This is a genomic window from Halomonas cupida (genome assembly GCF_900142755.1).
Taxonomy (GTDB): domain Bacteria; phylum Pseudomonadota; class Gammaproteobacteria; order Pseudomonadales; family Halomonadaceae; genus Halomonas; species Halomonas cupida.
This window is the reverse complement of record NZ_FRCA01000005.1, coordinates 273,834-297,162: the sequence shown is the minus strand read 5'-3', so window position 1 is coordinate 297,162 and position 23,329 is coordinate 273,834. Positions and strand designations below refer to the sequence as shown.

Here is a 23,329-nt window from a genome sequence, read left to right as displayed (position 1 = left end):
TTAACCATTAAACGAAAACTGGAGAGACCACCATGGAAGCACAAGTTCTGGGTATGACCGCTATTGCCGTGTCCCTGCTGATTGGCCTGGGTGCCCTGGGTACCGCTATCGGCTTCGGTATCCTCGGCGGTAAGTTCCTGGAAGGCGCAGCACGTCAGCCGGAAATGATCCCGATGCTGCAGGTCAAGATGTTCATCGTTGCTGGTCTGCTTGACGCCGTAACCATGATCGGTGTTGGTATCGCGCTGTTCTTCACCTTCGCGAACCCGTTTGTCGGTTAATCGAGCGACGCTCGCAGGAGCTGTCGAACCGTTAACCCCAAACCCTTAACGCGAGAGGTGCTGGCGTGAACCTGAACCTTACCCTAGTTGGCCAGGCTATCGCCTTTGCGTTCTTCGTCTGGTTCTGCATGAAGTTTATATGGCCGCCGGTCATGCAAGCGCTGCAGGAACGTCAGAAGAAGATCGCCGATGGTCTGGATGCTGCCAGCCGTGCGGCGCGTGACCTTGAGGTCGCCGAGCAAGAGGCCAGCGAAACCCTGCGCAAGAGCCGGGAAGAAGCGGCCGAGATCCTGGAACAGGCCCAGAAACAGGCCAACCAGAAGCTCGAGCAGGCACGTGAAGACGCCCGCCTGGAAGGCGAGCGCATGATTGCCAAGGCCAAGACCGAGATCGAGCAGGAAGTGACCCGTGCGAAGGAAGAGCTTCGCGGTCAGGTGTCACAGCTTGCCATTCTGGGCGCCGAGCAGATTCTGGAGTCCTCCATCGACAAGACGCAGCATTCTGCGCTGGTCGACAAACTCGCCAAAGAGCTCTGAGGAGGTACCCATGGCGGAATCGTCAACTATCGCTCGTCCTTATGCCAAGGCTGCCTTTGAGCACGCTGTGGCGAAGAACGCGCTCGACGACTGGTCCGGCATGCTGACCCAGGTAGCGCAGATCGTTGCTGATGACGAGATGCGCTCCCGGGTCCTCGGCAATCCAAAGCTGTCCAGCGCGGAGAAGGCTGAAGTTGTCGTTGACGTCTGTGGTGACGCCGTCAATGACGATCTCCGCAACTTCATCCGCCTGGTTGGCGACAAGGGCCGTCTGTCGGCGCTCGGCGCCATTGCCGAACAGTTCGAGGCGTTCAAGGCCCAGCAGGAAAAGCGCATGGATGTCGACATTCATTCCGCTTTCCCGCTGACCAAGGCCCAGGAAAAATCGCTCGCGAGTGCACTGGCCAAGCGTCTGAACCGCGAAATCTCCATTACCACTCAGGTGGACAAGACGCTCCTGGGCGGCGTGATCCTGCGTGCCGGCGACACCGTCATCGACGGTTCGGTACGCGGTCGATTGAACCGCCTCAAGGAAGCACTTTCCGCCTGAGTCTGAGGGACATGGCATGCAGCAACTGAATCCTTCCGAGATCAGCGACATCATCAAACAGCGTATCGAAAAGCTGGATGTTGCTTCTGAAGCCCGTAATCAGGGCACGATTGTCAGCGTGTCTGACGGTATCGTGCAGATCCACGGCCTCGCCGACGCAATGTTCGGTGAGATGATCGAATTCCCCGGTGGCATCTTCGGTATGACCCTGAACCTCGAGCGCGACAACGTCGGCGCCGTGGTTCTGGGGGATTACCTGGAGCTTGAAGAGGGCATGACTGCCCAGTGTACCGGTCGTATCCTCGAGGTGCCGGTAGGCCCCGAGCTGCGCGGTCGTGTGGTCGACGCTCTGGGTAACCCGATCGACGGCAAGGGCGATCTGGGTACCACGCTGACCGATGCGGTCGAGAAGGTCGCTCCCGGCGTTATCACTCGTCAGTCAGTCGACGAGCCGATCCAGACCGGTTTCAAGTCCATCGACGCCATGGTGCCGATCGGTCGTGGTCAGCGTGAGCTGATCATCGGTGACCGTCAGATCGGTAAGTCCGCCATCGCGATCGACGCCATCATCAACCAGAAGGGCACGGGTGTGACCTGTGTCTACGTCGCCATCGGCCAGAAGCAGTCGACGATTGCCAACGTGGTGCGCAAGCTCGAAGAGCACGGCGCCATGGAGCACACCATCGTCGTTGCCGCCGGTGCTGCTGATCCGGCGCCGATGCAGTTCCTCGCCGCCTACTCCGGCTGCACCATGGGCGAGTACTTCCGTGACCGCGGTGAAGACGCGATGATCGTCTATGACGATCTGTCCAAGCAGGCTGTGGCCTACCGTCAGGTATCCCTGCTGCTGCGTCGTCCACCGGGCCGTGAAGCCTACCCGGGTGACGTCTTCTATCTCCACTCTCGTCTGCTCGAGCGCGCCGCACGCGTCAACGCCGACTACGTCGAGAAGTTCACCAACGGTGAGGTCAAGGGCAAGACCGGTTCTCTGACCGCTCTGCCGATCATCGAGACCCAGGCCGGCGACGTTTCCGCGTTCGTTCCGACCAACGTCATCTCGATCACCGATGGTCAGATCTTCCTCGAGGCTGACCTGTTCAACTCCGGTATCCGCCCGGCGATCAACGCTGGTCTGTCGGTATCGCGTGTGGGTGGTTCTGCTCAGACCAAGATCGTCAAGAAGCTCGGCGGTAGCGTGCGTCTGGCGCTGGCCCAGTACCGCGAACTGGCGGCGTTCTCCCAGTTTGCGTCTGACCTTGATGAGGCCACGCGCAAGCAGCTGGAGCACGGTCAGCGTGTTACCGAGCTGATGAAGCAGAAGCAGTACTCGCCGATGTCCGTGGCGGAAATGGCGATCTCGCTGTTCGCCGCCAACGAAGGTTTCCTCGATGATGTCGAGGTCAAGAAGGTGCTCGACTTCGAACATGCGCTGCATGAGTACATGAAGTCCGAGCACAGCGACCTGATCGACAAGATCAACGACACTGGCGACTACAACGACGAGATCAAGGACGGCCTGAAGCAGGGTCTCGAGAAGTTCAAGGCTTCCCAGAGCTGGTAATTCCCGTTGGCCCGTCGAGCGTTTTTCGGCCGAAGGTTTTCGATAGCGCGGAGGCGGGCCCTGGAACCTTCTGAGAGCCCCGAACAAAGGTAGATCGCCATGGCAGTCGGAAAAGAGATTCGCACTCAGATTGCGAGCATCAAGAACACGCAGAAGATCACCAATGCGATGCAGATGGTGGCAGCGTCGAAGATGCGCAAGACCCAGGATCGCATGCAGGCTACCCAGCCCTATGCAGAGCAGATTCGTGCTGTTGTGGGTCACCTCTCCCGGGCTACCCCGGAGTATCGTCATCCGTGGATGGATGAGCGTGAGGTCAAGCGTGTCGGATTCATCGTTGTCTCCTCTGACCGTGGTCTCTGCGGCGGCTTGAACGTCAACCTGTTCAAGGCGGCGGTCAAGGAAGCCAGAGAGTGGCACGACAAGGGTGCCGAGCTGGATTTCTGCGCACTGGGCAGCAAGGCCGGTGGGTTCTTCCGCAAGTACGGTGGGAACCTGGTGGCAGCGGTAAGCGGCCTGGGCGAGACTCCGCAACTTGATGATCTGATCGGTAGCGTGAAGGTGATGCTGGATGCCTACGATGAAGGCAATCTGGATCGTCTTTACGTGGTGCACAACGAATTCGTCAACACCATGACGCAGAAGCCGGTGGTCCGTCAGCTATTGCCGCTGGCTGAGCAAGCCGATACTGCGCAGGACGACGAGAACAAGCGTCCCAACAGCTGGGACTACCTGTATGAGCCGGATGCCAAGGCGCTGCTCGACAGTCTGCTGGTGCGCTATGTTGAAGCGCAGGTCTATCAGGCTGTGGCCGAGAATGTGGCCTGCGAGCAGGCAGCGCGAATGGTCGCCATGAAAAGTGCGACGGACAATGCGGGCAACCTCATTGACGATCTGGAGCTGGTGTACAACAAGGCCCGTCAGGCTGCGATTACCCAGGAAATCTCCGAGATCGTTGGTGGCGCCGCTGCCGTATAGCGCCGGGCAAGCAGGTTTCAATTGCAGGTATTTTGAGAGGAACCAAGATGAGCGGACGTATCGTACAAATCATCGGCGCGGTGATTGACGTAGAGTTTCCGCGGGACGATGTTCCCAAGGTCTACGACGCGCTGAAGGTCGCCGACAAGGAAACCATTCTGGAAGTCCAGCAGCAGCTGGGCGACGGTGTGGTTCGTACCATCGCCATGGGCTCCACCGAAGGGCTCAAGCGTGGCATGGTTACCGAGAACACCGGTAATGCGATTTCCGTGCCGGTCGGTCAGGCGACCCTGGGTCGGATCATGAACGTACTCGGCGAGCCGATCGACGAGGCCGGTGACATCGGTGAAGAAGAGCGCATGCCGATCCACCGCAAGGCTCCGAGCTACGCGGATCAGGCAGCCACTAACGAACTGCTCGAGACTGGCATCAAGGTTATCGACCTGGTGTGTCCTTTCGCCAAGGGCGGTAAGGTCGGTCTGTTCGGCGGCGCCGGTGTCGGCAAGACCGTCAACATGATGGAGCTGATTCGTAACATCGCCACCGAGCACAGCGGTTACTCTGTGTTCGCCGGTGTCGGTGAGCGTACTCGTGAGGGTAACGACTTCTACCACGAGATGCAGGAGTCGAACGTTCTCGACAAGGTGGCACTGGTCTATGGCCAGATGAACGAGCCGCCCGGCAACCGTCTGCGTGTGGCCCTGACCGGCCTGACCATCGCCGAGAAGTTCCGTGACGAAGGTCGTGACGTTCTGCTGTTCGTCGACAACATCTACCGTTACACCCTGGCCGGTACCGAGGTATCCGCACTGCTCGGCCGTATGCCGTCTGCAGTGGGTTACCAGCCGACACTGGCCGAGGAGATGGGCGTTCTGCAGGAGCGTATCACCTCGACCAAGACTGGCTCGATCACTTCCGTGCAGGCCGTTTACGTGCCCGCGGATGACCTGACCGACCCGTCTCCGGCAACCACCTTCTCGCACCTTGATGCGACGGTGGTACTGGCGCGCTCCATCGCCGAGCTGGGTATCTATCCGGCCATCGATCCGCTGGACTCCACGTCTCGTCAGCTCGATCCGCTGGTGGTGGGTGACGAGCACTACGAGACCGCACGTGGTGTGCAGGGCGTCCTGCAGCGCTACAAGGAGCTCAAGGACATCATTGCCATTCTCGGCATGGACGAGCTGTCCGACGAAGACAAGCAGGCCGTGGCACGTGCGCGTAAGATCCAGCGCTTCCTGTCGCAGCCGTTCTTCGTCGCCGAGGTTTTCACTGGTTCGCCCGGCAAGTACGTGTCTCTGAAGGAGACCATCCGTGGTTTCCAGGGCATCCTCAACGGTGATTACGATGAGCTGCCCGAGCAGGCCTTCTACATGGTCGGCACCATTGACGAGGCCGTCGAGAAAGCCAACCAGATGAAGTAATCCCTCAGGAGGCACCATGACGGATATCGTCGTGCATGCCTTGCGGTACCAGCCTCGATCAATGAGGCTGGTACTGGACCGGCAGCAGCGGCGATGAAACGTCGGCGTCGGTGCCTTCAACTGGTGCTTTCAACCATCCGGGAGACGTCATAATGACGAAGACCATTCAATGCGAGATCGTCAGCGCCGAAACCTCGGTCTACTCCGGTAGTGCCGAGCAGGTGGTGGCGGCTGGCATCATGGGGGATCTCGGCATCCTGGCCGGCCATACTCCGCTGTTGACCGAGCTGGCACCGGGTCCTGTCCGTGTGCTCAATGAGGGCAGCGAGGAGCACTTCTACGTTTCCGGTGGCTTCATCGAAGTTCAGCCGGACAAGGTAATCGTGCTGGCCGATACTGCGGTGCGTGCGTCGGATCTGGACGAGGCTGCTGCCGAGGAAGCCCGCAAGCAGGCCGCCAAGGCCATGGCAGACAAGTCTGCGGAGCTGGATTACACCCGTGCCGCAGCCGAGCTCGCCGAGGCCATGGCTCAGTTGCGTACCATTCAGCAACTGCGCAAGAAGGCGGGCAAGGGCTGATACGTCCTCCATAGCTGTACCTTCTGTGCCCTCCGAGTGTATGACCATTCGGGGGGCGCACTCGTTATTGACCCGAAAGTTCCTGTGTTGGGTCAATGGCGGCATAGTGAAGTGCCGCTGTCGGCCATCCGGCCGATGTGAGACCGCGCCACACCAGCAGATCCGCGCATCTGCGCCAGTGTAGTGCGGACGAAAATCAAATGGGTCAGGATGAGCTATTTGATTGCCATGTCAATAATAGTGCCTCGTTTGTTCCCGGGAGCAGGCAATGGATCTCGATACCACCCTCGATACGTACAAGCATGAGCTGCTGCGGGCATTGGCGATAAAGGACCAGTCCGCGCTGGATGAGCGATTGCCGGAGATCCGTTCTGCCGATCTGGCGGAAATTCTCGAGCAGTTGATCGAGGATGACGACGAGTTGGCGACGGCATTGGCACTGCTTCAGCAGTTGCCTGTGGAGCGCCAGGCCAGTGTTATTGGACATCTGCCCGGCGACGAGCAGGAAAAGGTCAGTGACGCCATCGAGGATGCCCAATTGGTGCGTATCCTCGATCGCATGGGCTCAGACGAGCGAGCCGATATCTTCAAGGTCTTCGATGATGACCGCAAGGAAGCCCTGCTTCGCCGCATGGCACATCGTGAGCGAGAGGCTCTCAAGCGTCTGGCCAGCTATGAGGAAGGCACAGCCGGGGCCTTGATGACGTCGGACTACGTGGCGATTCCTGCCGGTTTGACCGTGTCCAGGGCGATGATGCGTGTGCGTCAGACGGCGCCGGACGCGGAGACGGTTTATCAGTTGTATGTCGTCGATGACCAGGGGCGTCTGGCTGGCACCATGTCGTTGCGTCAATTGATGGTGGCTCGTCCTCAGGCCTTGATTGATGACCTGATGATCCGCGATGTGATCAAGATCAGCGTTGATGTCGACCAGGAAGAGGTCGCGCGCATGGTCGCGCGTTACGACTTGCTGGCGATTCCGGTCGTGGATGGGGAACAACGGCTGGTGGGCATTGTCACTCATGACGATGCGCTCGACGTGGTCGAGTCCGAGGCCACGGAAGATATCCACAAGGGGATGTCGATCGGCCAGCTCGAGGATGGTGTCTCACGGGTGCCACTGTGGAGCCTGTATCGCAAGCGAGTGACCTGGCTGGTGTTGCTGGTGTTCGGCAACCTGTTTTCAGGGGCCGGAATCGCGCATTTCGAGGACACTATTGCGGCCCAGGTGACACTGGTATTCTTCCTGCCGTTGCTGATCGGTAGCGGTGGTAACGCCGGGGCTCAGGCGGCGACGCTGATGGTACGCGGTATGGCCACCGGTGACGTTGGCGTCAAGGATTGGGGCAAGCTGCTGGGACGTGAGTTGCTGGTAGCAGGAGCTCTGGGACTGACCATGGCGTTGGCCGTGGCTCCCATCGGCATGATTCGGGCTGGAGAAGCCGTAGCGCTGGTGGTGGCAATCAGCATGGTCAGCATCGTGCTGTTCGGTAGTTTGCTGGGAATGTGCCTGCCCTTCGTACTTGATCGATTGGGCTGGGATCCCGCGACGGCCTCGGCACCGCTGGTGACGACACTGATCGATGCCTCCGGCGTCTTGATCTACTTCTCGATTGCCACCGCCATCCTGTCCAATACGGCGTGACGGCAGGTGACGAGACGTGAGACGTTGACCCGGGTCATGGCGTGCCCATGCTCAAGTATGGCCTCTTGTCGGGGTACCAATTGGCTGATACCTCGTTCTGCGAAGGGGCCCACGGCGGACATCCCGAAGACCGAGGTGTATCCTCTTGCGAGTGTTTCATCCCCTGTTGTCTTTTACCCCCGGTTTCTAAACCCGATTTCTAAACCTCGGTCTCACAGGTTCTTCCATGGATTGGCTTCAAATACTGGTTCTTTCCCTGATACAGGGATTCACCGAATTTCTTCCGGTTTCCAGCTCTGCTCACCTGATACTGGTTCCCGTATTCAGCGACTGGCCGGATCAGGGACTGGCATTTGATGTCGCGCTGCATGTGGGAAGCCTGGTCGCCGTTGTCCTCTATTTTCGTGAAGAGCTGGTGCGCATGACGGCCAGTTGGTGCACCAGCCTGGCAGGGCGGGGCACCGATGATGATGCTCGTCTGGCCTGGTGGGTGATTCTGGCCACGATTCCGGTGGGCATTGCAGGACTGCTGGTCAAGGACATGCTGGAGACTCATGCACGATCACCGCAGCTTCTGGCTTTCGGGCTGATCGTGTTCGGTATTGTGCTGGGGATCGTCGACTGGCGTTGCCGTGGGCGGCGCAGCGAGTATCAGATGAACTGGAAGGATGCCCTGTGGATTGGCCTCGCCCAGGCTCTGGCGCTGTTTCCCGGCACATCACGTTCCGGTATCACCATGACCATGGCACTGTTGCTGGGGTTGAACCGTGAAGCCAGTGCACGTTTTTCCTTTCTGCTGTCGATCCCGGTGATTGTGCTTGCCGGCGGGCTCGAGGCCGTTGATCTGGTTCGTTCCGGTATTGATGTCGACTGGTTCAGCCTGTTGCTGGGAGCCCTGTTGTCCGCCATCAGTGCCTATCTGTGCATTCACTACTTTCTTGCGTTCATCAAGCGCATCGGTATGCAGCCTTTCGTGATCTATCGGGTGTTGCTCGGTATCGCGTTGTTGTGGCTGTTCGCTTGAGCTGCCCCCTTCGAGGAGACCTATCATGAACCTTGCCTCTCGATCACCTCTATTGCCGCTGGTACTGGCGGCGTTGCTGGTTGGCCTGAGTGGTTGTGACGATGGCGCCGAGCCCGGGGCGGAGTCCGAGCCCCAGGAACTGGTCAGCTTCAATGGCGACATCTTTGGTACCTTCTATCAGGTGGCGATTGCTGACTCGTTGGACACCGGACGTCAGGAAGAGCTGGAACAGGGGATTCTCGATGAGATGCATGAGGTGGACGAACAGATGTCCACCTGGCGTGATGACTCCGAATTGTCGGCGCTCAACCAGGCCCCCATCGGTGAGTGGCAGAGCATTTCCGATGAGTTCATGCAGGTGCTGGAGCTCAGTCAGCAGATCAACCAGCAGAGTGATGGTGCCTTTGATGTCACCATTGGCAGTCTGGTCAATCTATGGAGCTTCGGCCCTGAAGCTGAGCCGCAGGAAATTCCGGATGAGGCGGTGCTTGAAGAGCGTCTGGCCACGGTGGGCATGGATGCCATCGAGCTTGACCCGGACAACCTGCGAGTTCGCCGGCTTCGCGATGTCTATGTCGATCTGTCTGCTATCGCCAAGGGTTTCGCCACTGACGAAGTGGCGGCGTATCTGGAGCGTCAGGGCATCGAGAACTATCTCGTCAACCTGGGCGGTGAAGTGAAGGTGAAGGGTCACCGTGATGGAGACTCCCGGCTATGGCGCATCGGCATCGAGGTACCGAGTGATGCCTCACAACCTCGGGCAGAACACATCATCGGACTCGAGGATATCTCGATCGCCACCTCGGGTGACTATCGCCATTACTTCGAGCAGGACGGAAAGCGCTATTCTCATACCATTGATCCGCGCACCGGACGCCCGATTACCCATCGCCTGGCATCGATCAGTGTGGTCCACTCTTCCAATGCCATGGCGGATGCGCTGGCGACGGCATTGACCGTGCTGGGCGAGGACGAGGGCATGGATATGGCGATTCGAGACAACATTGCCGTCGTCATGCTGGTTCGTTCCGATGGTGACTGGGAGAGTCGAGTCAGTCCTGCCTTTGTCGAACGATTCGGGCAGGAAATGGTCGATTCCCTGGGCCTCAAGGTCGTGAGCGCTGACTGAGTGAAACACAACACAACTACGGGTCACCGGATTGATGATGCCGATGAATGCACCCCTGAACATTGACAAGGAGTCGCCATGAGCCTCGATATTGTGATACTTGCTGCCGGCCAGGGCACCCGTATGCGCTCCAGGCTGCCCAAGGTACTTCATGAACTGGCCGGCAAGCCGCTGGTACGCCATGTACTGGATACCGCCCAGGGCCTGGCGGCGGAACGCACCCATGTAGTGATCGGCCATGGAGGAGAGCGGGTGCGCGAGGCGCTGGCCGACTCCCCGACTCGCTTTGCCGTGCAGGCCGAGCAGAAGGGCACTGGTCACGCGGTGGCCCAGGCGGTTGACGGGATCGGTGAAGGCAAGGTGCTGGTGCTGTATGGGGATGTACCGCTGATTCGTCGCGATACCCTGGAGGCTCTGCTGGCGCATGTCGACGAGCATCACATGGGCTTGTTGACCGTGACGCTGGAGGATCCGAGTGGTTATGGTCGCATTGTACGCAATGCCGAGGGCAAGGCGGTGGCCATTGTCGAGCACAAGGATGCCTCGGCTGAGGAGCGGGCCATCACGGAGTGCAACACCGGCATCATGGCGATGACGGCGTCACAGCTCAAGCGTTGGCTGCCGCAGCTGTCGGCGGACAACGCCCAGGGAGAATACTACCTGACGGATGTCATCGCGCTGGCGGCGGCGGAGGGCATCCAGATTGCCACCGAGCAGCCACACCACGCCATGGAAGTCGAAGGCGTCAACAACCGGTTGCAGATGGCACAACTCGAACGCGCCCTGCAGCAGAGCACTGCCGAGTCCTTGATGGTCGAAGGCGTGGCGCTGGCCGATCCGGCTCGCATCGATGTGCGTGGCACCCTGCGCTGCGGCCACGACGTACAGATTGACGTCGGTTGCGTGTTCGAAGGTGACGTGGAGCTGGGTGAAGGCGTGCGCATTGGTCCCTACTGCGTGATCCGCAACAGTCATATCGGCGCCGAGAGTGTCATTGATGCGCATAGTGTGATCGATGGCGCGGTTCTGGCTGGGCTCAACAATGTCGGCCCCTTTGCGCGTCTGCGTCCGGGGTCGAGGCTGGCGGTGCGAGCGCGGGTCGGCAACTTCGTCGAGACCAAGAATGCCGAGGTCGGTGAAGGCAGCAAGATCAATCACCTGAGCTATGTCGGCGATGCTCGACTGGGGCGTGATGTCAATGTCGGCGCAGGCACCATCACCTGTAACTATGATGGCGCCAACAAGCATCGCACCGATATCGGTGATGCTGCCTTCATCGGCTCCAATTCAGCGCTGGTGGCGCCGGTCAGTATCGGCAACGGAGCCACGATCGGCGCGGGTTCGACCATCAGTCGTGATGTGGCCGACAACAGTCTGGCAGTGAGCCGTGCTCGGCAGATCGCCAAGGCAGACTGGCCGCGACCTTCAAAGGACGATTAGACGCGAGCCTTGAGTCACTGACCTTATTCCGGGAGCACTAGTGTATGTGTGGCATTGTTGCTGCGGTGGCGCAGCGAAACGTTCAGAAGATTCTGCTCGAGGGCCTCAGGCGTCTTGAGTATCGCGGTTACGACTCGGCCGGTATGGCCGTGCGCAACAACCAGGGAGAGCTCAAGCGGCAACGGGCAGTAGGCAAGGTACAGGCGCTGGCCGATCGTCTTGCGACAGACCCGCTGCCGGGCACCTCGGGCATTGCTCATACCCGCTGGGCGACCCATGGTCGCCCCAGTGAGCCGAATGCCCACCCTCACCAGTCCCGTGAGCGTCTGGCGGTGGTCCATAACGGTATTATCGAAAACCATGAAGCGCTGCGTCAGGAGCTGTCCGAGCAGGGCTATGTGTTCGAATCGGAAACCGACACCGAAGTGATTGCCCACCTGCTGGAGCGGGAGTCCGCTGCGGCTGGTGACCTGCTTACGGCATTCAAGAAAGTCGTGGCCGGCCTCGATGGTGCCTACGCACTGGGGGTAATGGCTGCCGATGCACCGGATGTGGTGGTGGGAGCTCGCAAGGGTAGCCCGTTGGTGGTGGGCGTGGGGAGTGACGAAGCCTTCCTCGCCTCGGATCCGCTGGCGCTGCTGCAGGTGACTGACCGCTTCATCTATCTGCTGGAAGGCGACGTGGTGCGGCTTTCTGCGGGCGGCCTGATCGAGATCTTCGACGCGTCGGGGGCAGTGGTCGATCGTCCAGTGCAGACCTTCGAGCATGGCGATGGTTCGGCCAGCAAGGGCAACTATCGCCACTACATGCTCAAGGAGATCCATGAGCAGCCGGCGGTGATTGCCGCAGCCCTGGAAGGTCGTCTGGGTGATCGCTCGGTACTGGTCGAGAGTTTCGGCCCGCAGGCGGAATCACTGTTCAAGCAGGTGCGTCAGATTCATATCGTGGCCTGCGGCACCAGCTATCATGCTGGCATGGTGGCACGCTACTGGTTGGAGCGTTATACCGATGTGCCGGTGCAGGTCGAAGTGGCCTCGGAGTATCGCTATCGTCGCGTCGTGGTGCCCGAGGGCACGCTGTTCGTGACCCTGTCCCAGTCCGGTGAGACCGCCGACACCATGGCGGCACTGCGCTTCGCCATGCAGCAGGACAACTATCTGGGCAGTCTGGGGATCTGCAACGTACCGGGCAGTTCGCTGGTCCGTGAGGCTGATCTGTCATTGATGACCCAGGCGGGTCCCGAGATCGGTGTAGCCTCGACCAAGGCCTTTACCACTCAGTTGACCGCCTTGATGCTGTTTACGCTGGCGCTGGGTCGAGTGCGTGGCATGCCGGAGGACGAGCAGGCAACCCTGGTCGAGGAACTGCGTCGACTGCCGTCACTGTGCAGTGAGGTGCTGGGACTGGATCGGCCCATCGAAGCCATGTCGACGGCCTTTGCCGAGAAGCATCATGCGCTTTTCCTTGGCCGCGGTGCCCACTTTCCGATTGCCCAGGAAGGTGCGCTCAAGCTCAAGGAAATCTCCTATATCCATGCCGAGGCCTACCCGGCGGGTGAGTTGAAGCATGGCCCGCTGGCACTGGTCGACAGCGAGATGCCGGTGATTTCGGTAGCGCCCAACGACGAGCTGCTCGACAAGCTCAAGTCCAACCTCCAGGAGGTCAAGGCGCGGGGGGGAGTGCTCTATGTCTTCGCCGACGAGAATGTCGGTCTGAGCGAGGCAGACGGCATTACCGTACTGCACCTGCCGCACATCCACGAGGCGCTGGCACCGATCCTCTATACCCTGCCGTTGCAACTGCTCTCCTATCACGTCGCCGTGCTCAAGGGCACCGACGTCGATCAGCCACGTAACCTCGCCAAATCGGTGACCGTGGAATAGGCTGCCGCTCGCTTTCTTCCGTAACGGACTGCCTTGTGGTGCGTTGCGGGAGAAGCTTCTGCTCTCTGTTGTCTTTCTAGTTCCCTTCCTGTGGCTGATTTCTACGCTATTTCCCGCTGTACCTGGTCCTTTCTCTTGCATCACTGAGTGGATCTGACCACCTGGTAATGGGTAGATCATTTGCGCCAGTCTAATCGGTAGTATTGTTTTTTCTATCATCGATGCTGGTTTTTATGATCCGGGTTGATTTAATTCCTGGTGGTTTATTCTTTATTGCTCGAATGGGCATAGCCCATATATTGCTGCCGATATATCTCGAAAGGGGATGGTGGTGATGCCTGAGATCGTCTATTTTCATCCGGCTGGGTTTATGGTCGATAAATGCATGTTTGGTTGTCGTTATTTTATCAATGGTTTGCATTGGTTTAATGAGTTTGAATGTATTGTGTAACTGCCGTCCATTTGTTGTTTGTCAATATCTTTGATGAGGTTGTTTCGTTAGTTGCCAAATGGTTTGTCACGGGTAATATGTCGCTCCAGGCAACATCGCTTCCACTTTACTTGTGTCGGAAGTTGGATGCTTCCTGTCCCGATAAACTTCCTTTAATAGGTAGATCAAGGCAATGAAAAAAGCACTGACAGTGACGGCTTTTATTGCGGCAAGCCTGGCCACATCCATGGGGGCGCTTGCCTCCGATGGCACTATCATCATCACCGGTCAGGTAACGGATTCTGCGTGTCAGATTGCCGTCAATGGCGGCGATGCCGATGCTTCCGTGGTCCTGCCCACTGTTTCCACCAGTTCACTGGCTGCCGATGGTGATGTCGCTGGCACCACGCCGATAGTGATGTCGCTGAGCGGTTGCCCTTCGACAGGCCATGTGCGCGCATATTTCGAGCCCCAGAATGTCGATGTGGCCACGGGATATCTGATCAACAACGCCAAGACCGGTGCTGCAGCCAATGTCCAGGTTCAGGTCCTCAATGCCATTGACGGTTCAGCGATCGACCTGCGTAACAATGAGGGTAACAACTCCGTTGACTTCGTCGACGACGGTGACGGCACCACTGGATCCGCCACCCTGAACTATGCGGCGCAATATATCGCCGTCAATGGTGCGGCATCTGCAGGCGATGTCGAAACCGCGCTGGTCTATACCCTGGATTACCTGTAAGGCATCTGGCCCGTTGCAGAGGGGCTTGTCCCCTCTGTGCGATGTCGGCAGGAGAGACAAGACGATGACGCTGATCAACAAGTTGGTTGCTGGGGTGCTGCTGGCGGCACTGGCCGTACCGCAAGGGGCGGTGGCGGGGATCCAGTTACAGGGCACACGCTTTATCTATCTGAGTGATGCTCGAGAGATCACGGTGGATCTACAGAATGACGCGGATCGTGCCGCCCTGGTCCAGTCCTGGTTGGATAGCGGCGATGCCTCGGCGGAGCCGGGTGTTGAGCAGTTACCCTTTGTGGTTCTGCCGCCGCTGGTTCGCGTCGAGCCGCGTACCGGGCAGACCCTGCGGATTGCCTATACCGGCCAGGGGCTGCCCGAGGATCAGGAGTCGGTGTTCTGGCTCAATGTGCTGGATGTGCCGCCCCGGGTCGAGAACAGCGAGGATCGCAACGTCATGCGTCTCGCCTATCGCACCCGTGTGAAGTTGTTCTTCCGCCCTGATGGCCTTCCGGGAACGCTGCAGGATGCCGCAGAAAACATCTCCTGGACGCTTGAGTCCGTGGGGGAGGGTTATGCCCTGCGCGCCCACAATGATGGCGCTTTTCATGTCAGCTTCCGGGATATCACCCTGAGGGCGGATGGCCATGATTACCACAGTACCGACAGCGGCATGGTCGGGCCTCATGACACGGCCGACTTCGTGATGGAAGGGCTGAGCATACCGGTCGCATCCGGTGAGGTCACGGGCTATTGGCTCAATGATTATGGCGCCAGCATGGAGCAGCACTACCCGCTGTGAGCCGCGGCCAGCGCCAGCGCCATCGGCAGAAGGATGTCGCGGCCTGAAATGCCCGCCGAGCGGGTGTTGTTGGAACCAATCCAGTCCTCCGTTGTGGCGGAGGTAGAGGGTTCGGGGTTGGTTCTCGTTGAAGCCGTAACCCCCGAACAATACTCAGGTTTCCACTATGCGTCCTGTAGATTCCATCCGCCCTGCGGAAGGGTGGCTTATGGGTGACCGAAAGCGACCCTTCGATTTCACCCTCAAGGCGCTGTGTCTGGCCATTGGTCTGGCCTCCAGTGGCTTGAGCGGTGCGGCAACCAGCGACAGCGAGTTCGACAGCCAGTTCCTGCGTGGGCTGGGCCAGAATGTCGATCTGTCACGTTATGCCCAACCCGGCACTGTGATTGCTGGAGACTATGAGCTGGATGTGCTGGTAAACCGTCGGGATATGCTGCGCCAGACGGTACATGTGATGGATGGTGACGGTCCCGGCGAGCAGCACCTCTGTTTCTCCGCTGCCGATGTGCAACGCTGGGGAGTGCGAGTCGATCAACTTCCCGATCAACCGCAGGCCCAGCGTGTCCTCGCCAGCGACTGCATCGAGGCTGAGACGCTGATTCCCGGCGCTTCGTTCCATCTGGACATGGCCAGTCTACGCGGTGATCTGAGTATCCCTCAGGCCTATGCCGGCACGGTCAAGCGGGGTTATGTCGATCCGGCGGAATGGGATGACGGCGTCAATGCGGTGATCCTCGGTTATCACGCCAATGCCTTCCACAGCAAGCCGGACAGCGGTGAGGACTCCACCGACTACAACGTCAATCTCAATGTCGGCGTCAACCTAGCCGGTTGGCGGTTACGCCACAATGGCAATTACCACTACAACGACACTGATGAAGTGTCGGAGTACGCCGCCCAGAATACCTACGCCCGGACGGACGTGGACCGCTGGCGCGCACAACTGACTCTTGGGGAGTACTTCACCCCCGGCAGCGAGTTCGAGAGCATTCCTTTCACGGGGGTGCAACTGGGCAGCGATGACAGCATGCTGCCGGAAAGCGAGCGCGGGTACGCTCCGGTCATCCGTGGCACGGCGAACACCAATGCCAGAGTCACGGTGAGCCAGGATGGTCATGTGGTCTATGAGACCAGCGTGTCCGCAGGGGCCTTCGCCATAGATGATCTCTACGCTACCGGCTATGCCGGGGATCTGGAGGTTACGGTCAGCGAGGCAGATGGCAGCGAAAGATCCTTTACCGTGCCCTATGCCTCGGTGGTGCAGATGCTGCGGCCCGGTTCATCACGTTTCAATGTCGCCGTCGGTCGTTACCGCGATGACGAGATGCACGACGAGCCGAGTTTCGCTCAGGCAACCTGGCGTCGCGGCATCAACAATCGATTGACCCTCTATGCTGGTGGATTGGTTGCCGAGGACTACGATGCTCTGCTGGTCGGATCCGCCGTCGGTACGCCATTGGGAGCGGTGGCCATTGATGCCACTTTGACCCGCGCCGAAGGGATACCCTACGAGCACAGTGAGCTCAATGGGCAGAGCTACCGGCTCAGCTACAGCAAGATGCTCAATGCCACCGGCACCAACTTCTCGCTGGCAGCCTACCGGTTTTCCAGCGAGGAATACGTTACCTTCGCGGATTTTGCGCACTTGAAGGAAGGCGATGCCTCGTCAGACAGCCTGCGAGAGCGCAATCGCTTTCAATTGAGTATCAGTCAGTCTCTGGGCGAGTTCGGCAATCTCAATCTCACGGGACTGACCCATGATTACTGGAATGGACGACCGGACCAGACCACTTATCAGCTGGATTACAGCAAGGGCTTCCATTGGGGCAGCCTGAGCCTGTCGGCGACCCGCGATCTCGAGGAAGACGACGAGAGCAACACCTACATGCTGACCGCCAGCATTCCGCTGGGAGATGGGAATGACCATCCGATGCTGAGTGCGACGGCGACTTTCGATGATGATCACAGCAGTACCGTGCGCACCAACCTGTCGGGCACGGCGGGAGATGAGCGTCAGTTGAGCTACAACGCCTATGTATCGCGTGCCGATAACGATATCGATACCAGTACCTCCTTCGGAGGTGATCTCAACTACCGGACGTCAGCCACTCAGTTGGGCACGACCTACAGTCATGGCGATGGCTACGAGCAGTATTCGGCCTCGGCGACCGGCATCGCCGTGATGCATTCCGGTGGTGTGGTGTTCAGCCCTGATCGTGCCGAGACCATGGCGTTGATTCACGCTGATGGGGCCGCCGGCGCTTCGCTGAGCAATGGTATGGGCAATCGTCTGGATCGCGATGGTGAAGCACTCGATGCAGGACTCACGCCGTACCGCCATAACAGCATTGCAATCAGCCCCAGAGGACTACCGGTGGATGTGGAGTTGAAATCCACCTCTCAGACCGTGACGCCGCGCCGTGGTGCCGTGGTTCGCGTCGATTATCAGACTCGAGTAGGTCACCCAATGCTGGTGCATGTGGATAACGATGCCGTGCCATTCGCCGCTGAAGTGGTTGATGGCAACGGGCAGCATGTGTCACTGGTGGGGCAGGGCCGAATGATCTTCCTGCGCGGGGAATACCCTGAACTGCAACTGAAGTGGGGTGAGGGCTCCGGTCAGTCCTGTCGACTGCAGCTCCCGGCTCCCCAACAGAGCGATGACATCAGCACAACAGGTTATCAACAGGTAGAGGCCTCGTGCGTCCCTCTATAGATATCAGGTCTGGATGACATCAAAGATCGACAGCAGAAAATCCTGAGGAAGCGATGATATGAGCCGGATAATTCATGAGATAACGCGCGCAGGATGGGGCGCGATGGGAATGCTGCTGTTATTGTTCTGTGCGCAGTTGGCCCTGTCACTACCTGCTCAAGCCCAAGCTACGGCGAACAATTGCTCTACTTATCAATTGCCTGCATCCCTTAATCTAATTAGCCATATAAATAGCAATTCACAGAATGGTGAGGTGATAAACGGGTCGAGGCAGTTTGCCACTCTGGTGGTGAACTGCAGCGCAAAATTTGATGATGGTGGTGATGGAAATGTATGTAATGGGACGACAGGATGGGCATTCATTTCTGATGAGGGGGCGGTTTATGATACTGCAATCCCCTATACCTACCGCTTTCCCGGATTTCCCCCTGGAATAGGCTACCAGGCACTTGATCAGCATGGTAACCCTATCCCGATTGTCCAAAGCTCTCATGATCGTCATGATACCGGGGTCAGGATTCGACAGGGGTATCAAGAGATTCCGCTAGCCTTTCAACTAGTGAAACTGGACGACTCTATCCCGTCAGAGAGTGATTTCCAGTTCAGGTTCAAGGTGGTATGTAATGGCAATGAATATGCCAATAGAGACGTGAATCACAGTCGTATCTATGTCAATGCTCATGTTACTTCCGTTGCTCAGACCTGTAGGCTGGAAAACCCGGATATCCAGATCACTCTACCGACCATCAGTAGCAGCCAACTTGGTTCAGCCGGTGATACTGGTGGCGGCACTCATTTCGCCATGAAATTGGATTGTATGAAGAATGTTACCGCGAAGGTATTCTTCTCGGATGTCAATTATCTTCCCAATGGCGGTTCCATTTTGATGCCAAGTATAAGCACTACTGCTGGTGGAGTCGCCGTTCAAATGCGTCATGCGGGTGAACCTGTCATGCTGGTTCCGGGCGGTGCCGCGACGTCGAGCGGAACCTTTATCGATGTGAAGACAACGGATAGTAGTGAGCATATCTCGGTTCCACTGGAAGCCGAGTATATCCAGAGTGGCAGTACCGTCACGGCGGGTCTGGTGGAGGCGCAGGCCATGGTCACCATCAGCTATGAATAGGGGCAGCAACGGCAGGCAGCGCTACGGCATGGGCTCAAGGCGCACTGGTAGGCCCTCTGGGTTGTGGAGTATCCACCACCGGGGTTGATGGCGGTGGTTCGCTGTTCAGCAGATTGCGCTGCTTCCAGCGCCCGCTGCGAAACCAGTACCAGGCCACCAGGGCAGTGATGACATTCTGGATCGGGTAGGCCAGCCAGATACCAACCTCATCAAGGCTGGTGCGTTCGGCAAGCAACCAGGCCAGCGGGAATTGCAGCACCCACAGGGATACCAGGGCAATGACCATGGCCACCACGGTATCACCGGCACCGCGAAAGGCGCCGGTGATTACCAGTTGTGCCCCCATCAGCCCGAAAGTCAGCGCCATCAAGCGCAGGAAGTGTGCGCCCTCACTGATGACTTGCTGACCATCGGGCACAAACACTGCCACCAGTGGTTCGGCGAAGATGGCCACCAGTACACCGACCAGAGTCAGTGAAACAAAGGCAATCAGGCTACTTAGCAGGGCGGTCTTCTCGGCTCTATCCAGCTTGCCGGCACCGACGTTCTGCCCGACCAGTGCCGAGGTTGCTTGAGAGAGCCCCAGTGCCGGGATGATCACGAAACTGAGGATGCGGGTACCGATGCCGTAGGCTGCCAGGGTCACGGTGCCGAAGCCCGCTACCAGTGTGGTCATCAGCATCATGCCGAGGGCTCGGGTGCTCTGCTCGATGGCAGTGGGGCCGCCCAGCGAGAACAGACGCCACAACAGCGGAAAATCCGGGCGCATCTGTGGCCACTTGAGCTGAATACCGTAACGACCCGAAAACAATATCTTCAGCCCGATGATCGCCGACAGTGCCTGAGTGATGACGGTGGCCACCGCCGCGCCCGCTACCCCCATGGCAGGGATGGGTCCCAACCCGAGAATCAGCAGAGGGTCGAGTATGAAGTTGAGGACCACAGTGCCGAGTACGATCCACAATGGTGTCCGTGCATCACCGACGCCGCGCATCAATGACTGGAAGGCGGCGTAGACGAACATGAACGGCAGGCCGACGAAGGAGATCTGCAGATAGCCCGTGGCCAGCGGTGCTACAGCAGTATCGGCACCTAGAAACAGTACCGCTTCGGGGCTGATGATATAGCCCGTTCCCGCCAGCAGCAGAGACAACAGGGCCATGCCCAGAATGGCCTGGGCCGTCACCTGATTGACCATCTCGCTCTGACGACGACCCTGATACTGGGCCACCAGAATGGTGCCGGCCACCGCCAGTCCGATACCCACCGAGGTCAGCAGGAACAATACCGGAAAACTCAGCGAGACTGCTGCGACAGCATTGGCTCCCAGGCGGCCGACCCAGAAGGCATCAATCAGCTGGTAGGCTGATTGCAGCATATTGGCGAATACGATGGGCAATGCCAGCCGGATCAGTGTGGATAATGTCGAACCAACGGTCAGGTCACGGTGGGCGCGGGGCATGAACATTCCCTTGTGTAAGTGTACTCGGCAACAAGCGCTGACTTGATGATATGTGTAGCATAGGACGGTTGCATGCCGTGCTTGTTCAAGCTTCACTGCCTGAAGGTGGACGAACTGGCCTCCGTCAATCACAGGGACCCGGTGCTGGATGTCGTTACCGACTTCAACTCATTCACGACCAACGTCAGTCATGCCATCGCTCTATCTGGGACTGGCGATGTGGGCCAATCCGGACTGGCGAGGTAGTTTCTACGCTCCCCACAGTGGGCGTGAGCATTGGCTGGAGGACTACTCGGGAGTGTTTCCGGCGGTGGAGGGCAACACCACTTTCTACAGCGGTACTCCACGGCCCGAGACTGTTGCCGGTTGGGCCATGCAGATACCCGAACACTTCCGTTTCTGCTTCAAGTTGCCGCAACAGTTGACCCATGTGCAGCGTCTACAGGATATCGAAGCTGGGCTCGATGACTTCCTGACGGCGCTGGCGCCACTTCATGGCCGGCTGGGGCCGCTGATGATCCAGTTGCCGAGAGACTTCGGACACGCCGAACTTCCGGCGTTGCGGCGAGTATTGGAGCGTTGGCCGTCAGAAATTCCTTGTGCCGTTGAGGTTCGACACAGTGAATTTTTCCACAAGGGGGAGGCGGAAAGGGATTTCAACAGGTTGTTGATAACTTATGGTGCCAACCGGGTGATGCTGGATGTCCGTCCGTTGTTCTCCACGGGGCCTGGCACGCTACCAGGCTTGCTCAAGGCCCAGGCCGAAAAGCCAAAACTCCCGTTACACGTGATCTCCACGGGAGATTTTCCTCTGGTTAGATTCATTGGTCATCTTGACAAAAGCGTCAATGGGCGCTACTTCGCCGATTGGCGAGAACGCCTCGGCCTGTGGATAAAACAGGGGAAAACCCCTTTCCTGTTTGTGCATACTGCCGATAACCGTGGGGCGCCGGAGCTGGCCAGACAGCTCTACGATCCATTGATCAAGTCGGCAGGCCTGGCAGAACTCGGCACATTCGCTGGAGAACGGCAGAATCGTCTATTGTGACCAATGGGCTCTGGTGTTTCCGGGCGTCATCAGCTAGTTTGTCCGGTCGTTCGTCACTTGCCATGGGCCAGTTCAGCGTTTGCACCTACCCGGTGCTGCGCGTTGTTCAGGCTCGCCGGTCCACGCCGACACCCGATAGGGTGCGGTTCGAGTGGTGTAGCGGCAGTGATCCTGCTGGCATCCGTCAGACCCCTTGTAGAACGATGTGCCTGTGAACCGGGCCATCGAGGACGTGGCGACTACAAACACAATGCGTCATCGCATCTGATCGATCGATGATGACACGTACCCAAAGGGTGATATATGTCGAAAACGAATCATGCGCAGTGGTCATCGCGCTTCTCGTTCATTCTTGCCGCCACAGGCTCCGCAGTGGGCCTGGGTAATATCTGGAAGTTCCCCTATATGGTCGGGCAGAGCGGTGGCGCCGCTTTCGTGCTCGTCTATCTGTTGTGTATCTTTCTGATTGGCCTGCCTATTCTGGTGACCGAGTGGATGCTTGGTCGGCGTGGTCAGAGCAACCCGGTCACCACCATGAGCAAAGTCGCCCACAGCGCCGGGCGCACCCGAGCATGGGCATTGGTTGGTGTTTCCGGGGTATTGGGTGCCTTCCTGATCCTGTCGTTCTACAGCGTGATCGGCGGCTGGTCTCTCTACTATACGCTGGGTAGCGTCAGCGGAGACTTTGCGGGTCAGAGCGCCGACGGTATCGGCGAACTGTTCTCTGGCATGTTGGCCAGCCCCGGACTGCTGCTGATGTGGCACTCTATCTTCATGCTGCTGGTCATCGGTATCGTCGCCCGAGGTGTCACCAAGGGCCTTGAAGGCGCGGTCAATATCATGATGCCGGCGTTGGCGCTGCTGCTGGTGGTATTGATCGGTTATGGCATGACCACTGGCCACTTCGGTGAAGCTGTCGCCTATCTGTTCAATCCGGACTGGAGCAAGCTCTCCGGCGAGACCGTACTTGCCGCCCTGGGCCACGCCTTCTTCACCCTGTCGCTGGGCATGGGCATCATGCTGGCCTACGGCTCCTACCTTGGTCAGGAGGTCAACCTGATCAAGACCGCGCGGACGGTAGTGATCATGGATACCGTGATTGCGCTGGGTGCGGGCCTGGCGATCTTCCCGATCGTCTTCGCCAATAACCTTGACCTGGCATCGGGCCCGAGTCTGATCTTCGTTACCCTGCCGGTGGCTTTCGGCAACATTGGTGGCGGTACTATCCTGGGACTGCTGTTCTTTGTGCTGTTGACCTTTGCTGCGCTGACGTCAGCCATCTCGCTGCTCGAGCCGGTCACCGAGTTCCTTGAAGAGCGTACTCCGCTGTCTCGCGCACCGGCTGCCATCGTCGCAGGCCTGGCTGCCTGGGCGCTGGGTATTGCTGCGTTGCTGTCGTTCAATCTGTGGAGCGACTTCACCGTGGTAGGACTCGGTGTCTTTGACCTGCTCGACAAGCTGACCAGCAAGTTCATGTTGCCGCTGACAGGGCTTGGGGCAGTAGTCTTCGCCGCCTGGTTCCTGAACCGGGATGAAGTGCGCAAGGACCTGGAACTGAGCGACTCTGGCTTCACACTGTGGACGCTGCTGACTCGGTTCGTGGCCCCGATCGGTGTACTGGTGGTGTTTATCGCCAGCCTGTAAGCGCTGTGGACTGCGGTCCCGGTAAAAGCAGGTCTGTCAGAAGCCCGGCATATTGCCGGGCTTCTGCGTATGCGAATGCCCTGATCGGCAGTGGAAGCACTGCCAATTGGCACCGAACTGGTGTGTGCCCGGAGGCAATGCGTGGAGGCAATGCGTGGAGGCAAATATTGGCGTGAAAGGATCCCTGACGCCGAGAGGGGAAGTTGGCGTCACTTCTGGCGGTGACGAGGCCCTACGAGATACCTGAAAGGATCCCGCTGGGTGATGTCGATGGGCGCTGCATTTGCCTGATACCTTCTTTCTTTGCTGATGCTTTCCCGATGGTATTCAGGG

Annotated in this window: 19 protein-coding genes; 18 read left to right on the top strand and 1 reads right to left on the bottom strand. The window is 58.7% G+C overall.

Going from position 1 to position 23,329, the window contains the following annotated elements; translation table 11 throughout:
• Nucleotides 1–32: 32 nt before the first annotated feature.
• The 16 genes from atpE to BUE38_RS22215 all read left to right on the top strand — a co-directional run bounded on the left by atpE (nucleotide 33) and on the right by BUE38_RS22215 (nucleotide 18,842).
• Nucleotides 33–281: a F0F1 ATP synthase subunit C gene (gene atpE, locus BUE38_RS11560; RefSeq protein ID WP_013334203.1), complete on the top strand. Its 249-nt coding sequence runs from the start codon at nucleotides 33–35 to the stop codon at nucleotides 279–281.
• A 65-nt stretch (nucleotides 282–346) separates the two neighbouring features.
• The gene (locus BUE38_RS11555) at nucleotides 347–817 is read left to right on the top strand and encodes a F0F1 ATP synthase subunit B (RefSeq protein ID WP_073435354.1); all 471 of its coding nucleotides are present in this window, start codon (nucleotides 347–349) and stop codon (nucleotides 815–817) included.
• Between the two features lie 10 nt (nucleotides 818–827).
• Nucleotides 828–1,367: a F0F1 ATP synthase subunit delta gene (locus BUE38_RS11550; protein WP_073435353.1), complete on the top strand. Its 540-nt coding sequence runs from the start codon at nucleotides 828–830 to the stop codon at nucleotides 1,365–1,367.
• A gap of 16 nt (nucleotides 1,368–1,383) precedes the next feature.
• Nucleotides 1,384–2,928, top strand: a complete 1,545-nt coding sequence (atpA, locus tag BUE38_RS11545; protein ID WP_073435352.1) for a F0F1 ATP synthase subunit alpha — start codon at nucleotides 1,384–1,386, stop codon at nucleotides 2,926–2,928.
• 99 nt (nucleotides 2,929–3,027) lie between these two features.
• Entirely contained in the window at nucleotides 3,028–3,906 is an 879-nt protein-coding gene (gene atpG / locus BUE38_RS11540; protein WP_073435351.1) for a F0F1 ATP synthase subunit gamma, read from the top strand.
• A 47-nt stretch (nucleotides 3,907–3,953) separates the two neighbouring features.
• Nucleotides 3,954–5,330, top strand: a complete 1,377-nt coding sequence (gene atpD / locus BUE38_RS11535; RefSeq protein ID WP_073435350.1) for a F0F1 ATP synthase subunit beta — start codon at nucleotides 3,954–3,956, stop codon at nucleotides 5,328–5,330.
• A gap of 152 nt (nucleotides 5,331–5,482) precedes the next feature.
• Nucleotides 5,483–5,908 carry a F0F1 ATP synthase subunit epsilon gene (locus BUE38_RS11530; RefSeq protein ID WP_073435349.1) on the top strand — a complete coding sequence of 142 codons (426 nt, stop codon included), beginning with the start codon at nucleotides 5,483–5,485 and terminating at the stop codon, nucleotides 5,906–5,908.
• Between the two features lie 268 nt (nucleotides 5,909–6,176).
• On the top strand, nucleotides 6,177–7,553 hold the full coding sequence (mgtE, locus tag BUE38_RS11525; protein ID WP_073435348.1) for a magnesium transporter: 1,377 nt from the start codon (nucleotides 6,177–6,179) through the stop codon (nucleotides 7,551–7,553).
• A gap of 226 nt (nucleotides 7,554–7,779) precedes the next feature.
• Nucleotides 7,780–8,577, top strand: coding sequence for an undecaprenyl-diphosphate phosphatase (locus tag BUE38_RS11520; RefSeq protein ID WP_073435347.1), 798 nt, complete (start codon nucleotides 7,780–7,782; stop codon nucleotides 8,575–8,577).
• A gap of 25 nt (nucleotides 8,578–8,602) precedes the next feature.
• The gene (locus BUE38_RS11515) at nucleotides 8,603–9,706 is read left to right on the top strand and encodes an FAD:protein FMN transferase (protein WP_073435346.1); all 1,104 of its coding nucleotides are present in this window, start codon (nucleotides 8,603–8,605) and stop codon (nucleotides 9,704–9,706) included.
• Between the two features lie 78 nt (nucleotides 9,707–9,784).
• Nucleotides 9,785–11,146 carry a bifunctional UDP-N-acetylglucosamine diphosphorylase/glucosamine-1-phosphate N-acetyltransferase GlmU gene (gene glmU, locus BUE38_RS11510; RefSeq protein ID WP_073435345.1) on the top strand — a complete coding sequence of 454 codons (1,362 nt, stop codon included), beginning with the start codon at nucleotides 9,785–9,787 and terminating at the stop codon, nucleotides 11,144–11,146.
• A 44-nt stretch (nucleotides 11,147–11,190) separates the two neighbouring features.
• Entirely contained in the window at nucleotides 11,191–13,029 is a 1,839-nt protein-coding gene (glmS, locus tag BUE38_RS11505) for a glutamine--fructose-6-phosphate transaminase (isomerizing) (protein ID WP_073435344.1), read from the top strand.
• Nucleotides 13,030–13,652: 623 nt separating this feature from the next.
• Nucleotides 13,653–14,204: a fimbrial protein gene (locus BUE38_RS11500; RefSeq protein ID WP_073435343.1), complete on the top strand. Its 552-nt coding sequence runs from the start codon at nucleotides 13,653–13,655 to the stop codon at nucleotides 14,202–14,204.
• Between the two features lie 64 nt (nucleotides 14,205–14,268).
• Nucleotides 14,269–15,000: a fimbrial biogenesis chaperone gene (locus BUE38_RS11495; RefSeq protein ID WP_073435342.1), complete on the top strand. Its 732-nt coding sequence runs from the start codon at nucleotides 14,269–14,271 to the stop codon at nucleotides 14,998–15,000.
• A gap of 208 nt (nucleotides 15,001–15,208) precedes the next feature.
• A complete protein-coding gene (locus BUE38_RS11490) occupies nucleotides 15,209–17,716 on the top strand; it encodes a fimbria/pilus outer membrane usher protein (protein WP_084541895.1) in 2,508 nt (835 codons plus the stop codon).
• Between the two features lie 58 nt (nucleotides 17,717–17,774).
• Nucleotides 17,775–18,842, top strand: a complete 1,068-nt coding sequence (locus tag BUE38_RS22215; protein WP_084541894.1) for a fimbrial protein — start codon at nucleotides 17,775–17,777, stop codon at nucleotides 18,840–18,842.
• A 34-nt stretch (nucleotides 18,843–18,876) separates the two neighbouring features.
• On the opposite strand, the gene BUE38_RS11480 is transcribed toward BUE38_RS22215, so the two are convergent.
• On the bottom strand, nucleotides 18,877–20,304 hold the full coding sequence (locus BUE38_RS11480) for an MATE family efflux transporter (protein WP_073435340.1): 1,428 nt from the start codon (nucleotides 20,302–20,304) through the stop codon (nucleotides 18,877–18,879).
• A gap of 190 nt (nucleotides 20,305–20,494) precedes the next feature.
• Here BUE38_RS11480 and BUE38_RS11475 point away from each other — a divergent pair, with 190 nt between their 5' ends.
• On the top strand, nucleotides 20,495–21,352 hold the full coding sequence (locus BUE38_RS11475; protein WP_073435339.1) for a DUF72 domain-containing protein: 858 nt from the start codon (nucleotides 20,495–20,497) through the stop codon (nucleotides 21,350–21,352).
• A 303-nt stretch (nucleotides 21,353–21,655) separates the two neighbouring features.
• Nucleotides 21,656–22,996 carry a sodium-dependent transporter gene (locus BUE38_RS11470; RefSeq protein ID WP_073435338.1) on the top strand — a complete coding sequence of 447 codons (1,341 nt, stop codon included), beginning with the start codon at nucleotides 21,656–21,658 and terminating at the stop codon, nucleotides 22,994–22,996.
• Nucleotides 22,997–23,329: the final 333 nt, after the last annotated feature.